Source organism: Peribacillus sp. TH14 (assembly GCF_016651145.1).
Classification (GTDB): domain Bacteria; phylum Bacillota; class Bacilli; order Bacillales; family DSM-1321; genus Peribacillus; species Peribacillus butanolivorans.
The window spans coordinates 2,111,236-2,126,929 of record NZ_JAEKEK010000001.1 but is presented as its reverse complement, the minus strand read 5'-3'; the positions used below and the strand labels follow the sequence as shown (position 1 = coordinate 2,126,929).

Annotated in this window: 14 protein-coding genes; 5 read left to right on the top strand and 9 right to left on the bottom strand. The window is 39.8% G+C overall.

What is annotated here, in order from left to right; genetic code table 11:
* Positions 1-47: 47 nt before the first annotated feature.
* Genes JFU50_RS10320 through JFU50_RS10310 form a run of 3 tightly spaced genes read right to left on the bottom strand, consistent with a single transcriptional unit; the run spans position 48 to position 2,869 of the window.
* Entirely contained in the window at positions 48-1,226 is a 1,179-nt protein-coding gene (locus JFU50_RS10320; RefSeq protein WP_342214750.1) for an ABC transporter permease, read from the bottom strand.
* On the bottom strand, positions 1,174-1,905 hold the full coding sequence (locus tag JFU50_RS10315) for an ABC transporter ATP-binding protein (RefSeq protein ID WP_207196236.1): 732 nt from the start codon (positions 1,903-1,905) through the stop codon (positions 1,174-1,176). The genes JFU50_RS10320 and JFU50_RS10315 overlap by 53 nt, the downstream gene beginning before the upstream one ends.
* Position 1,906: 1 nt before the next feature.
* Positions 1,907-2,869 (bottom strand): efflux RND transporter periplasmic adaptor subunit, encoded by a 963-nt coding sequence (locus tag JFU50_RS10310; RefSeq protein WP_201222518.1) that lies wholly within the window; start codon positions 2,867-2,869, stop codon positions 1,907-1,909.
* A gap of 335 nt (positions 2,870-3,204) precedes the next feature.
* On the opposite strand from JFU50_RS10310, the gene JFU50_RS10305 reads away from it, so the two are divergent.
* Positions 3,205-3,480, top strand: a complete 276-nt coding sequence (locus JFU50_RS10305; RefSeq protein ID WP_377375636.1) for a DUF485 domain-containing protein — start codon at positions 3,205-3,207, stop codon at positions 3,478-3,480.
* Between the two features lie 13 nt (positions 3,481-3,493).
* Positions 3,494-5,032, top strand: coding sequence for a solute symporter family protein (locus JFU50_RS10300; RefSeq protein ID WP_201222516.1), 1,539 nt, complete (start codon positions 3,494-3,496; stop codon positions 5,030-5,032).
* Between the two features lie 224 nt (positions 5,033-5,256).
* Here JFU50_RS10300 and JFU50_RS10295 read toward each other — a convergent pair whose 3' ends face one another.
* From JFU50_RS10295 to JFU50_RS10285, 3 genes are all read right to left on the bottom strand, one after another.
* Positions 5,257-5,703: a threonine/serine exporter family protein gene (locus JFU50_RS10295; protein ID WP_201187683.1), complete on the bottom strand. Its 447-nt coding sequence runs from the start codon at positions 5,701-5,703 to the stop codon at positions 5,257-5,259.
* Between the two features lie 19 nt (positions 5,704-5,722).
* Positions 5,723-6,478 (bottom strand): threonine/serine exporter family protein, encoded by a 756-nt coding sequence (locus JFU50_RS10290; RefSeq protein ID WP_053348362.1) that lies wholly within the window; start codon positions 6,476-6,478, stop codon positions 5,723-5,725.
* Positions 6,479-6,900: 422 nt separating this feature from the next.
* On the bottom strand, positions 6,901-7,707 hold the full coding sequence (locus JFU50_RS10285) for an alpha/beta fold hydrolase (RefSeq protein WP_201187685.1): 807 nt from the start codon (positions 7,705-7,707) through the stop codon (positions 6,901-6,903).
* Positions 7,708-7,875: 168 nt separating this feature from the next.
* On the opposite strand from JFU50_RS10285, the gene JFU50_RS10280 reads away from it, so the two are divergent.
* Positions 7,876-9,144: a dicarboxylate/amino acid:cation symporter gene (locus tag JFU50_RS10280; protein WP_053348360.1), complete on the top strand. Its 1,269-nt coding sequence runs from the start codon at positions 7,876-7,878 to the stop codon at positions 9,142-9,144.
* A 138-nt stretch (positions 9,145-9,282) separates the two neighbouring features.
* Positions 9,283-9,963, top strand: coding sequence for a lysoplasmalogenase (locus JFU50_RS10275; RefSeq protein ID WP_201222514.1), 681 nt, complete (start codon positions 9,283-9,285; stop codon positions 9,961-9,963).
* A 78-nt stretch (positions 9,964-10,041) separates the two neighbouring features.
* Here the strand turns inward: JFU50_RS10275 and JFU50_RS10270 are convergent, their stop codons facing one another.
* The 3 genes from JFU50_RS10270 to JFU50_RS10260 all read right to left on the bottom strand — a co-directional run bounded on the left by JFU50_RS10270 (position 10,042) and on the right by JFU50_RS10260 (position 13,861).
* The gene (locus JFU50_RS10270) at positions 10,042-11,241 is read right to left on the bottom strand and encodes a class I SAM-dependent rRNA methyltransferase (RefSeq protein ID WP_201187690.1); all 1,200 of its coding nucleotides are present in this window, start codon (positions 11,239-11,241) and stop codon (positions 10,042-10,044) included.
* 112 nt (positions 11,242-11,353) lie between these two features.
* Positions 11,354-12,346 carry a PTS transporter subunit IIC gene (locus tag JFU50_RS10265; protein WP_053348846.1) on the bottom strand — a complete coding sequence of 331 codons (993 nt, stop codon included), beginning with the start codon at positions 12,344-12,346 and terminating at the stop codon, positions 11,354-11,356.
* A 612-nt stretch (positions 12,347-12,958) separates the two neighbouring features.
* Positions 12,959-13,861, bottom strand: a complete 903-nt coding sequence (locus JFU50_RS10260) for a LysR family transcriptional regulator (RefSeq protein ID WP_056522058.1) — start codon at positions 13,859-13,861, stop codon at positions 12,959-12,961.
* Positions 13,862-14,022: 161 nt separating this feature from the next.
* On the opposite strand from JFU50_RS10260, the gene gdhA reads away from it, so the two are divergent.
* The gene (gene gdhA / locus JFU50_RS10255) at positions 14,023-15,405 is read left to right on the top strand and encodes an NADP-specific glutamate dehydrogenase (RefSeq protein ID WP_201187692.1); all 1,383 of its coding nucleotides are present in this window, start codon (positions 14,023-14,025) and stop codon (positions 15,403-15,405) included.
* Positions 15,406-15,694 lie beyond the last annotated feature (289 nt).

The following is a 15,694-nucleotide window of genomic DNA, read 5'->3' as shown; positions in this document are numbered from 1 at the left end:
AAAAGAAAGCGGGCTTTTAATCGCCTGCTTTCTCTCAAATTGTATGTTCATTCGTGACGCAGTGCTTGGATTGGATTTAGCTTGGATGCCTTATTCGCAGGAAATACCCCAAAGACAACACCGATAAATATGGAGAATAGGAAGGCCATCATGGTCACCGACCACGAATAACTGATTGTTAAGCTTGAAACAACTGAAACCAATTTAGCGATTCCAAGCCCAATTCCTACTCCTAATAACCCACCTAAGCAGCTCAAGACAACCGCTTCAATTAAAAATTGAAGTAGAATGGATTTCCTGTTCGCCCCAATAGCCTTTCTGATTCCAATCTCTTTCGTCCGTTCTGAAACGGATACCAGCATTATATTCATAATTCCAATTCCACCTACAAGTAATGAAATACTTGCGATACCACCAAGCATGAGCGTAAACGTATCTGACACCGAGCTCATTGTATCCATTAAATCCTCTTGATTGGACACGGAATAGTTATCACTCTGGCCTGGGAATAATGTCGTCATTGTACCTTGTACTTGATACATCGCACGCTCTACAATATTCTCGTTCTCTGCTTTTAAATACACTGTTCCGATGGTCGTGCTACTCGTAGCACGCTTTGCAGTTGTGATTGGCGCAATGATTACATCATCACCACTTGATCCCATCGAGGTACCTACTGATTTCAACACGCCGATTACTCGATAGGAAACACCGCCAATAAGAACGTTTTGATCCACCGCTTTTTGATTTTCAAAAAGCGTGTCAGCCGTATCAGACCCTAAGACAACCACCTTAGAGCGTAATTCTGTTTCCATATCCGTTAAAAAACGGCCTTGGCTAAGCTCTAAATCCCTCACTGAAATATAGGAGGACGTCGTACCGGTCATTGAAACCTGTGTAGAATTTTCACCGTTTTTAGCATAAACACGGCCTGTGACCACAGGTGCAACTTCTGATATCCCGCTCAGGTCTTTAAACTGTTCAATTGTGTCATCCGTCAGCTCTACAGAATCTGTATCTGAGACACTGACCGTTAACAGGTTAGTCCCCAAGCTATTGATCTCCTCCTGAACGGACTGTGAAGATCCCTGCCCAATCGAAACAAGAACAATCACGGAGGCCACTCCAATAATAATTCCAAGCATAGTTAAAAAAGCACGGACTTTATTGGCTTTAATACTGCGTATAGCCATCTTCATTGATTCGCTCAGACTCAATCCAATCACCTCCGTTTTCAAATAACTGACCATCATGTATCCGAACGACCCGTGTTGCCTCTTTTGCAACTTCCAAGTCATGGGTAATCAAAATGATTGTTTGTCCCTTTTCATTAAGATTCTTCAGCATTTGCAGTACTTCCTTACTTGTTTTACTATCAAGAGCTCCCGTCGGCTCATCTGCCAATAAAACAGGAGGGTTACCTGCAAGGGCACGGGCAATCGCAACCCTTTGCTGCTGTCCACCTGAAAGTTGGGTTGGTAAATGGTTCATCCGGTCATTGAGGCCGACCTTATCTAGACAGGCATTGGCAACTTCTTTTCTTTCCTTTACACTTACACCTCGGTAAACAAGGGGAAGTTCGACATTTTCCAGCGCCGTCAATTTCGCTAACAGGTTAAAGTTTTGAAAGATAAAGCCAATTTTTATGTTTCGAATGGCGGCTAGCTCATTATCTTTCATCTTTTCTACTTCTTTTCCATCCAAAAGATATTCACCTGTGTCGGGCTTGTCGAGACAGCCAATCATATTCATAAACGTAGATTTCCCTGAACCAGAGGGTCCAATGATAGAAACGAAATCCCCTTTATTTATTGTAAGACATACTTCTTGCAGCGCCTTGACGGTTTCACCGCCCAATTCATACGATTTGGACATGTTTTTAATTTCAATGATGGGTGTCGTCATGTTACTGACCTCCCCTGCCGCCGCTTGGCATTTCATTGCCGCCCGGCATTCCGCCACCGCTCGGCATTCCAATTCCACCACCGCCTTGGCCTCCTCCCATTCCACCGCCACCTGTAGAGCTTTCATTGGAAATGGTAATAGGCAAGGAAACATACTGACCTTCTTCAAGTCCAGATGTTATTTCGATATACTTATCATTACTAATACCCGTCTTAACCACTGTCTTTGTAGTATTAGTTGTTGCATCTTCTGTTGAAGCGGATTGTTGGATATTCACATACTTCTCTTCTCCATCGATTTGGACTGCTTCAATTGGAACATAAAGAACATCTTTTACACTATTCGTCACAATACTCACTTCTGTCGACATCCCAATTTTTATATCTCCTGGTTTGTCAATTTTAATCGTTACATCGAAAGAAGAAACACCATTCTCATATGTACCTTCTTTTGCTACACTTGTTACTTTCCCTGTGAATGTTTCATCTTCAAAAGCACTAGCTGTAATTTCAACTGTTTGTCCTTTCTTAACACTTGAAACATCTAATTCATCAACACTGATCGTTGTTTTTAATTTTTTATAATCCGTCACATGGGCAACCACTTCACTACTTGAAACACGATCCCCTTCTTCTACATCCAACGTAGTTACTGTTCCATCAAATGGGGCAGTTATTGGGTCACTTCCATCCGTGAAGGTAATAAGTTCATCACCTTTTTCAACTATTTCATTTTTCTCTACAAGGACTTCATCGACTTCATCCGTTACGGAAGATGTGATGTCCTCGCTATTTATCGCAGCAACCGAACCGGAACCACTGATTTGAACTTCAAGGTCTCCCTTTTCAACTGTAGTTGTCATCGCCTTAGCAATAACGGGCTGACCATTGTCCTTCATAAAGAACCAAATGCATCCCCCTATAGCTACCACTAAAACTGCCCCTATCGTTATCCACTTTTTCATCATTTTGCTCCTTTCAGATTTCCTTGATTGAAATCAGTATCGTGAAAGAAGCTTAATTTTTCCTTAAGGATTGTTTTTAATTTTCATGGAAGACTGTGTTAAGCAAACGCTTCCCTTTTCATTACCTTTTTAATAATTAACACTACGTCGGACGAAAAAACATTTATTTGAAAATTTTAAATTTACAATATATTCTAATAAATATATACTATAACTGTTATCAGATACATTGAGTGATGAAAACCAAATTCATATTCAAAGGGGGAACCACATTGGCATTGAACGATTCAGGAGCAAAAGAATCTCAAGTAAGCGCCTCCACGGATTACACCCAGATTGTCCAATCACCATCATTTCAAGAACTCCTAAGAAAAAAACGCAATTTCATCGTCCCACTTTCCATTTTTTTTATGGTCTTTTATTTCACCTTACCTATCTTAACTTCCTATTCTAAAGTTCTTAACTCTTATGCCTTTGGAGCAATCAGCTGGGCTTGGATTTTTGCCTTCGCGCAATTTATCATGACATGGACCCTATGCATTCTCTACTCCAAGAAGGCTGCGACTTTTGACCAATTAGTTGAAAAAATCGTGAAAGAAGCGAAAGGGTAAAGGTGAATATACAATGAATACACTTGCTTTTATTTTATTTTTAATCATTGTTGGTTTAACATTAGTCATTACCTACTTTGCTTCACGTCGCACTAAAACAACGGCTGACTTTTATACGGCAGACAGCAGCCTTACTGGATGGCAAAATGGCTGGGCTATTGCCGGTGATTATATGTCCGCCGCTTCATTTTTAGGAATCGCTGGAATGGTCGCGCTCGCTGGATTTGATGGTTTTTTCTACAGCATCGGTTTCCTAGTCGCTTACCTGGTCGTTCTTTATATCGTGGCCGAGCCTCTTCGTAACCTTGGTAAGTACACACTTGCAGACATGATTGCTGCACGTTTTAATGAAAAGAAGGTGCGCGGTGTCGCTGCCCTGAATACCATTTCCATTTCAACCTTTTATATGATTGCACAGCTTGTCGGTGCAGGTGCCCTTATAAAGCTATTGCTTGGAATCGATTATCTATACTCCGTTATCATTGTAGGTATTTTAATGACCGTCTACGTCGTCTTTGGAGGTATGACTGCTACCAGTTGGGTACAAATCGTAAAAGCTGTTTTATTGATGGCTGGAACATTCATTATCTCGGTTATTGTACTGGCGAAATTCGACTTTAGCGTTATGGAAATGTTCAGGCAGATGAAAACAGCAACCCCTCTAGCCGGGGATTTCCTCAATCCAGGTAACAAATTTAAGGATCCATTGGATACCTTATCACTCAATTTAGCACTTGTACTCGGTACAGCTGGATTACCTCATATCCTGATTCGTTTCTTTACGGTAAAAGACGCTATCACCGCTAGAAAGTCCGTTGTATATGCAACTTGGATCATTGGAATATTTTATATCATGACCATTTTCCTTGGCTTTGGAGCAGCAGCTTTCGTTGGATATGACAAAATCATTGCCTCGAATGCGGCTGGAAATATGGCCGCTCCTTTGCTTGCCGAAGCTATTGGCGGTGACTTCTTATTCGCATTTGTGTCAGCTGTTGCTTTCGCTACCATTTTAGCGGTTGTCGCAGGTCTCGTTCTATCCGCAGCCTCTGCATTTGCCCATGACTTTTATGGCCATATTATTCGTAAAGGTCAAGCCACTGATAAAGAACAAGTGGTTGCTGCTCGTTGGGCATCGATCGGAGTATCCATTCTCTCCATCATCCTTGCTTTATTTGCTCAAAACATGAATGTAGCCTTCCTTGTGTCACTTGCCTTTGCCGTCGCTGCCAGCGCCAATCTACCAATTATTATCTTCACGGTATTCTGGAAACGTTTTAACACAACTGGAGCTGTCACAGGTATGCTCGTAGGTCTGATTAGTTCTTTATTACTTGTGTTTCTAAGCCCTAATGTCTGGTCTCCAGTAGAGAACGAGGCTATATTTGTTGGGGAACCACTATTCCCACTAGCTAACCCTGGCATCGTCTCCATCCCAATTGGTTTTATCGCTGCAATCGCCGGAACACTGTTATCCAGCAAAAAAGCTGATGCCAAAAAATATGACGAAATCGTCGTAACAGCTAACACGGGAATAAAAGATTCTATTTAAAGTTTTTTGACCTATTAAAATTTTATAGTGTAATTATGAGAAGTATAATCCTTTTATCTTCCCAACCAATATAAAAGGAGAGGCAGCTATTCCTAACTGCCTCTCCTTTTTCTGCATCTCAATTATAATTTTGTTCTCTACCTGTTTCTCGAAGATTGAAAACCCTCAGGATTAATTCTTAAAGCAATAAAAAAGAGGGATAAAGATATATCTCTTCATTCCCTCTAGTTTCTCATTCTCAATTTCCTTCTATTATATTTAGTTATCAACTGATTTATAACTTCTGCAAAGATCAGTCCCAACGCAATCGCCCCTGCCAGCATGAATGCCTTGGTAGCCAACTGAACAGCTATATTAAAATCATTTTCTACAAAATGCTTCATTGCGTCATAAGACAAACCCCCTGGTACGAGCGGGATGATTCCTGAGACATTAAAAACCGTGATTGGTGTTTTATACCTTTTAGCAAAATACTGACTGATTACTGCTACCATAAATGCAGCAGCAAGCGTTGCAATTATGCTATTTATCTCATTTTCGACCAAAAAAAAGTATAAAGCCCACCCTAGCATCCCTACACAACCGCATTGAATCAATGAATTTTTCGGTACATTAAAAATGACTCCAAAGGCGGCTGAGGCAATGAAACTTGTAATAAGCTGTGCAAACATCCTTTTTCCTCCCCTAAAATCATAAAAGAACAAATGCAACCGATATTCCTGTTCCAATGGCTAAAGCAGTTAAACCTGCATCTGCCCCCTTGGACAGACTGGAAACTAAATGCCCTGCAATTAAATCCCTGACCGCATTCGTAATTAACAGTCCTGGCACCAGCGGCATCACCGCTCCAATAATTATAGTATCCAAGTTACTACCCACACCGATTTGGACAAACAACATTGCTACTAATCCCACTACTAGTGAGGCTATAAATTCAGCAAAAAAGCGAACCTCCAATAACCAATGCAAGTAAAGCAGACAAGAAAATCCAAGTCCTCCGGCTATACAAGACCAGATAAAATCACTCCATTGCCCTTGAAACATGATTAAAAAACAACCGCTCGCAATAAAGGCAGCGAAAACCTGAACCCACAAGGGATATCCCATACCTGCCTTTTCAATTTGTTTTAATCGGGAAAAAGCTTCCTGTGGCGTCATTTCCTTACTAGAAATGCTTCGAGATATACTGTTAACAAGCGTTACCTTGTGTAAATCCGTGGACCGTTGGGAAACTCGAATTAATTTTGAGGCTGGGTGCATACCATCCAGAGAAAAAATAATCCCTGTCGGCGTTGAAAAGCTGTGTGAATCCTCGCATCCAAATGCAGCCGCAATTCTGACCATCGTATCTTCTACCCGAGAGGTTTCTCCTCCGTTTTGAAGCATTATTTTCCCCGCAAGCAAACATACATCTATAATTTCATTGTAATGTAACTGATCATTCATTATATCCTCTCCATCACTTTTAACGTACGAGCTTATATCGGGTAACAAACTTACCAGTTTAAATCCATCTCATAATAGCCCAATTTTCATGAAAAGGATATAAAAATATTTCCTCATTTAATTAATTATTTCCACCAATGTCGTTCTGACTGTCTTAGTTCCAGTATTCCCTTTATTCAATGCTAAAACCGCTTAGATAATTGAATGATTCGGTAGTTCTCTATTGTCCAATAGGAGAGGAATAGTTCGGCAACACTTTTTTCTACAATAAAAAAGGAATGCGGCACAAAACCTGCATCCCTCTTTATTGTTAGTTATTGCTGACTCTTTTATATTGTTAATTTCACCGGTTTGAATGTACCAGTGCCCTGCACTACAATATTGGTGCGTTGCACTGAAATTTAAGACCCCAGCATCTACCTCTATATTACTTTTTGAATAAACGCATCTACTGTTTTATTAAACAAACCACTTTCTTCTATAAAAGGGCAATGACAACTATCTTCAAAAATAACAAGTTCAGAATTCGGAATGTTCTTCTCCAAATGTACTCCTGCCGCAACAGGAATGACCTTTTCATGCCTTCCAAAGCAGAGAAGTGTAGGAACGGTAATTTCAGGCAAGAAATCACGATAGTCAACAATTGATTGATCAAATAGGATGGCACTGGCAATGGATGCCGGCATTTTCGTTACTTCCTCAAGCATCCAGTTTGCATCCCCTGCGGATAATTCATCTTTAAACATAGATGTAAGAAAGCCTTGTAAAAAGTGGGAACGATTCGTTTGAATCTCAGTCATGAAGGCAATCAATGTGTCGATATCAAAAGCCCCAATATCAAAATCGGGCCATTTAAAATCTGATGCCAATTCATCCACAATTACAGTTGAATGGACATTATCCTCGCCGAATTGCTTGAGATAATCCCATACGACGAAAGCCCCCATAGACCAGCCTACTAGTATGACATCCTTTAATCCTTGTTTATCAATGAACGCATGAAGATCTTTTGCATAAACAGAGACCGTATTTCCGTTATGAACGTGGGTTGACTGACCATGGCTTCTTAAATCAAGGAAGATAGTTCTGTACTTCTCTGAAAAGTACGGAAGCTGTCTTGTAAAGAACCGACTACTCATCCACACTCCGTGGATAAAAATAATCGGCCTCCCTTGACCCTTTTCTTCATAATATAACTGGACGTCCTTTTCAACCTCAATAAATGCCATCGTAACCCTCCTCCACAACATTTTTACAAATAATTCCTTCTTATTATTTATTGCGTTTCATCTTTTAACATTCCTTCCTATAAAAAAATATTGTCAAACTTCATTCTAGAGCTGATAATGAAGTTTAATATTTATTGACACCTTCATCCTGAAAGGACGGAATTTTTCATGAAGAGCTTTTTTAAAAACTATCGATCCTCTTTAGTATTACTCTCTGCAATTATTATTGGTGGGATAGCGGGCGTCGTTTTCGGTGAGAAAACCTCAGTCATACAGCCTCTAGGGGACTTATTTCTAAATCTAATGTTCACAATCATCGTTCCATTGGTATTTTTCAGCATTTCTTCTGCTATTGCTAATATGAGCGGGATGAAGCGTCTCGGGAAAATCATGGGCAGTATTGTTGTCGTTTTCCTGACTACAGCCGCTTTAGCTGCCGTAATTGGTTTTATTGGGACAACTATTATTAATCCTTTGGAAGGCACTGATACGACAGCTATTAAAGAACTGATGGAAAGCAGTTCCTCTGAAGAAACCATTGAAGAAGTTTCTTTCCTTAGTCAACTGGTTAATACTGTAACCGTGTCCGATTTTCCAGAACTGTTTTCTAGAAGCAATATGCTTCAACTTATCGTTTTCTCTGTATTAATTGGATTATCCACCGCACTGGTCGGCGAGAAAGCGAAACCGATTACTGAGTTTTTAACAGCGGGTACAGCTGTTATGATGAAAATCGTAAAAATTGTTATGTACTATGCACCAATAGGACTTGGCGCTTATTTTGCGGCTATTATCGGCCAGCTAGGACCGCAGATTTTAGAAGGCTATGCACGTGCCTTCATTCTTTATCTAGTTTTAGCTTTAATTTATTACTTCGGCTTTTTCACCCTATATGCCTTTATCGCCGGTGGGAAAGAGGGAGTTAAACTATTTTGGAAAAATGCCTTCACACCATCTATTACAGCCATTGCTACCTGTTCAAGTGCCGCGTGCATTCCGGTCAATTTGGAAGCCGTCAGAAAAATGGGTGTGCCAAAGGACATCGCAGAGACGGTCATCCCGCTTGGAGCCAACACTCACAAAGATGGTTCTGTATTTGGCGGGGTGTTGAAAATTGTTTTCCTATTCAGCTTATTTGGCAAAGATATGACAAGCATCTCCAGCATTTTAAGTATACTGGCTGTTGCCTTTTTGGTCGGCGCTGTTATGGGGGCCATTCCTGGAGGTGGTATGATAGGAGAAATGTTGATTCTAAGTGTATTCGGCTTTCCTGTTGAAGTTCTGCCGATTATTGCTGTTATCTCCACGATTATCGATGCACCTGCTACACTACTTAACTCAACAGGAAACACCGTTTGCACCATGCTTGTCACACGACTAGTCGAGGGGAAAAACTGGTTAAAACAGGCGTTTGTTAAGGAAGATTCTGTGGTGTGATTATCTGATATCGAACTGACTCCAAGACAATCTGGAGTCAGTTTTTTTACTATTTTTAACAATTGTCTTTCTAGTAGTTTTTTTATCGGCAAGGAGTTCTGTATCCTTACATAGAATTAAAGAATGAGGAGGGATTTAATGTTAAAATGGTTGCCTGCTGTAATCCTTTTCATGGGACTGCTATATATTTTCTTTATACCTGAAGAGCCTTTAGTAATAAAAATTCTTTTCAAGATTATTCCTATGTTATTGATTTTGCTTTATGCCTACACGAAAAATGAGGGAAAACGGACTCGATATCAATTCTTAATTCTTCTCGGTTTACTCTTTTGCATGCTTGGAGATGGCTTGTTGATCTGGTTTGTCATTGGTCTTTCCGCCTTCTTAATCGGTCATCTTTTCTATATTGCCGCATTCCTCAACACATGGAGCTTTTCATGGATTCGATTTGCAACCATTCTTCCCATTGCTGGCTATTCCACTTGGATAGGCCGTGAAATTGTACTTTCTTTGATTGAAAAAGGTGAAAACAGCCTAATCATTCCTGTCATTTGCTATGTTACGGTAATATCTCTCATGGGATGGGCGGCATTTATGACCGGAAATGTAGCCGCCATTATGGGGGGATTGCTGTTCGTGATTTCTGACTCCATTTTATCCTGGAACAAATTTGTTGATGATATTACCTTTTCTGGCCCACTGATTATGTTAACCTACTATACAGCTCAGTTTTTCATCGCTAACAGCATCAGCTCGAAACCTGCTTTCCTTTCATCGAGCAACCGGAAAAATGGGCGAGCTATCGCCAGCAAATTCTGAGCTAAGCCGTTCCACATGAAACAATTCCCCACGAATAAAAGGCATTCACAGTTCTAATTAAACTGTGAATGCCTTTTTTCATCCATTAATTTTCTTAATGAAAACTACTTTTAAATAGTTACCTTCCTTATAATCCGAACTTGTTTTAAAATCTGCCGGCAATGAAAACTCTTCCATGAGTTCATATTTACCATTCATTTCTCTAAAGGCTGCCTCAATAAAGCTTTTAAATTTCTTCATGTCAAACGTACTGCAGTTGGTTGACGCTATAATGACCCCATTGTCTTCTGTTATGGAAATAGCATCCTTCAATAGATTCGTATAGTCTTTTCCGGCACTGAAGGTGAATTTCTTTGACTTGGCAAAGCTGGGTGGATCAAGAATGACCATATCAAATTTCAGAGCCTTCTTAACTGCATATTTAAAATATTTAAATACGTCCATCACGACGATATTCTGCGTTTCAGGATCTATCTCATTCACACTGAACTGTTCAATCGTTTTCGGTAAACTGCGATTCGCCAGGTCCACACTAGTCGTTTTAACGGAACCGCCTAAAGCAGCAAATACAGAAAATGCTCCTGTGTAAGAGAACATATTCAGCACGGTCTTTCCTTTTGCATATTTATCTCGAATCGTCCTTCTAACCTCACGCTGATCAAGGAAGACACCGACCATGGCCCCATCATTCAAATATACAGCGAAACGGACCCCATTCTCCTTGACAAGAAGCGGAAATTCCGGCTGCTCCCCCATAACAAAATCGTCTTCATCTACATATTGACCCTTTGTATCAAAGCGTTTCTTCTGATAAATGGACTTGACCTCGACCGTATTCTGCAGGGCCTTAATGATATAGTCTTTAAACGAATATATCCCTTTGCTGTACCAACTAATGACGTAGTGACCATCGTAATGATCAATAATTAACCCGCCAATCCCATCTCCTTCTCCATTGAACAAACGGAAAGCAGTAGTTTCTGTATCTTCAAAAAATGGCTTTCGGTAATCATACGCTGTTCTGATTTTTTCATTGAAAAATGATTGATCAATTTTATCATTCTCCTTTTGAGTCAATACCCAGCCATAGCCTTTATTCTGTTTCCCATAATACCCCTTTGCTAAAAACCGATTGTTCTCGTCAACCAAACGCACTAAAGACCCCTCATCTTGAAGGTCATTGAGATTGCCAATCGACTCTTTCGCAATCAAGGGAAAGCCTTTGGCGATTTTATTTACAAACTTAGCTTTCACTTTTATATCTATTTCTTTTCCCATATATATATCATCCTATCTATGCTATTGCTTTCCTCCCCATTTTACCCTAATCCCTTTATAAATAAAAACCAGCCTGGTTCCTTCACCAGGCTGGTTTCCTAAAAATCTTTGACTATGATACTTCTAAATGAAGATCTCCTGGTTTTACTTTACCCATCATCTTCAATACTCGATGTAAGGCGAGGGTGATTACAGCTGGCAAGACCATACCCACCGCCACATAAACCAGGAACGTGTACAACCCTTGCCCTGTAATGATAGCAATCGGGGCAATCAATGAACTTAAGCCCATTCCTCCAAGCTCATACGGTACTTGGAAATCGAATGCCAACGTAGCGATTGGAGCACAAATGATTGCCGCTACAAATGGCGGGACGACATATAATGGTTTTTTGATTAAGTTAGGAAATTGAACTTTCGGCGTAACAACCATCTGTGCAAGGAACCCACCCATATCATTATCTTTATAAGACATCACAGTGAACCCAACAAATTGAACGGTACATCCGATTAAAGCTGCCGCACTAGAAACAGGATCTAACTGTAGGGCTATCGCTAGAGCAGCGGAAGAAGCTGGTGTCATCAATAATATGCTCCATACTAATGCAATGACCATGGAACCAATTAATGGAGAACCTTCGACCTGCGCTGTAATTTGACTGCTTAACCATGTCAGGAACGGTGTCGTAACAAGCGCTAGACCATATCCAGAAACCCCACCGACAAGTACTGCAGCCAATGGAATGGCCATAATATCCAATTTCGTTTTACCAATTAGACGCTTACCTACATATGTTGCGATTAATGCTGCCAAAACTGCACTTAGTGGCTGACCCGTAACAATCGTAAAGACACCCTCAGCAGTTCTGTTAATGGCAGCGCCACCTACTGCACTTGAAGCCATGGCACTAAAAATAATTAATGAATTTCCTCCTAGCTGATAGGCGATACCTGCTCCTAAAGCTGGGGCTAGTAAGACCTTTGCGGCCCCACCTATTGCCAGGAGGACCTCCCAATCTAAATATCCCCCTATGGATTCAAACAATAACCCGATCCCTAGCGTAACCAAAACTGCATTAGCTATCCCTGTTGATGCCTTGTACATTCGATCGTTGATGTATTCTTTCCTGCTCACTTAATTTCCACTCCTTATCAATTATCAGAATATTCAATTTAATAAATAAAAAAAAAAAAAACCTGTTATTTGGAGGGTACACCACTTGTTTTTACTTGAGCGTCTTGTTATAAAGTTCACAAGCAAGGCTCAAACAATTCCACATAATCAATCCCACTAACATAATAAGAGAATAATAATATGAAGTAATTCATTTGAATTACTACTCATCTAATTCCCCGCCTCCGATAATGTCTGTTCGTATAATAACATGAATTTTCTGATAATGTAAGCAGTATTTTTATTCTAGTAAAATAAAAACGCTTACAAAAATGGAGTATATATTACTTTTATGTACAATTAAATCTAATAATGTATTATTTTAAAATAAATTAATCTTTTTATTATTAAAAACTCTAAAGTATCTGCTTTTCAACCTGAATAGTCAGTACATTATTTCGATATAGGTTTCCAGTATTTACATCTCTTTTAATAAAGAAAGAGAACCCAATTAAATTGGATTCTCTTCCAGACTATGGTTTAAATGTGGATCTTTCATAAAGCTATTTAAAATTCCCTTACGCCTAGCTTTTAACTTTTCTTCTATTGAAAACCTTCCAAAGTTGCAAAGGTGTCTCTCAGGAATTGATAAAATAGTTTCTCCGTGGGCATTAACTCCCTTTCAGTTGGAATAATAACACCTACAGCCCTAGTTACGGATGGTTCATCCAACGGCAGTCTAACTGTAAAACGAGGCAAGCTGTCAATCAGAGAGATTTCTGGTATTAAGGTTACGCCAAGCCCTGCTGCCACTAGACCTTTTATAGCATCAGTATCTTTTCCTTCAAATGCAACTTCTGGCTCGAAACCGTGCAGTTTACATGCCTTCATGACAATATCACGTAAAACATACCCCTTAGGATATACGATGAACGGATTTCCTTGAAGTTCATTTAAGTTTAATGACTTCTTCAAGGCCAAAGGATGGCTTTCTGACAAAAGAGCAACTAAGTTCTCAATAAATAGAGTTTCTCCGTGAATTTTCTTTTCGTTCATCGGTAGAGGTCCAATTAAGGCCATATTAATATTTCCTTTTATAACAGAATCGATCAGGTAGCGATATGAACCTTGTTTCAAGGTGAACTTCGCTTCCGGGTAAATCTCTCTGAAATCAGAAATAACCTTTGGCAATATATAGGAAGCTAAACTACTTGGAAAGCCAATACGAATTGTCCCTTTTTCCGGATTTAAGCTCTCAGCCAGCTCACGCTTTGAACGATCAATGATATCCATAGCTTGTTCCATATTCGCTAGAAATGTATGTCCTATAGGCGTCAGCTTAATCTTCCGGCCTTCGCGGATAAATAAAGGCACACCTAATTCTTCTTCTAAATTATAAATTTGACGACTGACTGCAGACTGGGCAACATGCAAAGCCACTGCTGCTTCCGTCATATGTTCACGCTTTGCCACTTCAATGAAATATTCGATTTGTCTTAATTCCAATGTAAGCTCCTTCTTTCATATCAAAACAGCATGTTATTTATCTAATATTCAGATTGTTTCTTTCAAATTTAAATTATATCATGAAAGTATCACATAAAAACCTATATATATATTCAAATATATTTTCATGACTTTATTACCAAAAAAGGGGAGAAATATTAATGACAACGACACATGAAGTTGAGCAAGAGGAATTACAAGTTGCCAAAGAGTTTGTAAGTCAAGTATACGCACAGGTAAAGGAGCGTAATCCTCACGAAAGTGAATTCCATCAAGCCGTAAAAGAAATATTTCTTTCATTAGTACCAGTATTTTCAAAACACCCTATTTATATGAATAGTGGGATTTTAGAAAGACTCGTTGAGCCAGAAAGAATGATTACCTTCCGTGTCTCTTGGGTTGATGACCTAGGAAATGTACAAGTCAACCGTGGTTTCCGCGTGCAATTCAACAGTGCTATTGGGCCATTTAAAGGCGGTCTACGCTTTCACCCGACAGTAAACTCAAGTATTATCAAGTTCCTTGGTTTCGAGCAAATCTTTAAAAATTCTCTTACAGGACAGCCAATTGGCGGAGGAAAAGGCGGATCTGACTTCGATCCAAAAGGAAAATCAGACGCTGAAATCATGCGTTTTTGCCAAAGCTTCATGTCAGAACTGGCTCGCTATATCGGTCCGGATACAGACGTACCGGCTGGGGATATCGGAGTAGGGGCTAGAGAAATCGGTTATCTATTCGGTCAGTATAAAAAGATCCAAGGAAGCTACCATGCGGGTGTTTTAACTGGTAAAGGCATAAGTTACGGCGGAAGCTTAGCCCGTACAGAAGCGACTGGATACGGGACGGTTTACTTTGTCGAAGAAATGCTAAAAGACAAAGGATTACAGTTCCATGGTAGCACAGTTGTTATTTCAGGATCAGGTAATGTATCCATTTATGCCATTGAAAAAGCTACACAGCTGGGCGCTAAAGTTGTAGCATGCAGCGACTCTAATGGGTATATATATGACAAAAATGGTCTGAACCTAGATACAGTTAAACGTTTAAAAGAAGTAGAAAGAAAACGTTTGAGTGAGTATGTCGATGCTCATCCCGAAGCTGAATACAATGAAGGAAGCTACGGAATTTGGTCTGTACCATGCGATATCGCCCTTCCTTGTGCAACACAAAATGAAATTGATGAAGAAGCAGCAAAATTGCTTGTTAAAAACAACGTGAAAGCAATCGGCGAAGGTGCTAACATGCCATCAACTCTTGAGGCTATTGACGTATTCCTTAATAATGGCGTCCTTTTCGGACCAGCCAAAGCCGCTAACGCAGGTGGTGTTGCCGTTTCTGCACTTGAAATGGCCCAAAACAGTGCTAGAATGCCTTGGACATTTGAAGAAGTCGATACAAAACTACACGGTATCATGAAAAACATTTATAAAAACAGTGTAGAAGCAGCCGAAGCATACGGTGAACCTGGCAACTTAGTTGTCGGAGCCAACATTGCTGGATTCCTAAAAGTAGCCGATGCTATGCTGACTCAAGGCATACTCTAATAATAAGTTAAATTTCAGGAGGCGGTCCCAACATGGGCCGCCTTATTTTTTGTACAAGAGTAATTACATCTTCTTGCAGGTAATCGTTCATTTCAATCCGTGCTGAATAACCTTAAAATCCTCTTTACCACTACTTAAGTCCCTAAACGTAAAAAGTTCACATCCTAATAGTAGTGAACGCTAAATTATAACCGTTCAATATATTCACCTGTAGCATGATTTAAGAGGTTAGATTGTATTCTGCTATTCAACTGATTAATATGATCTTTGTATAGTTAGCCGCCACATT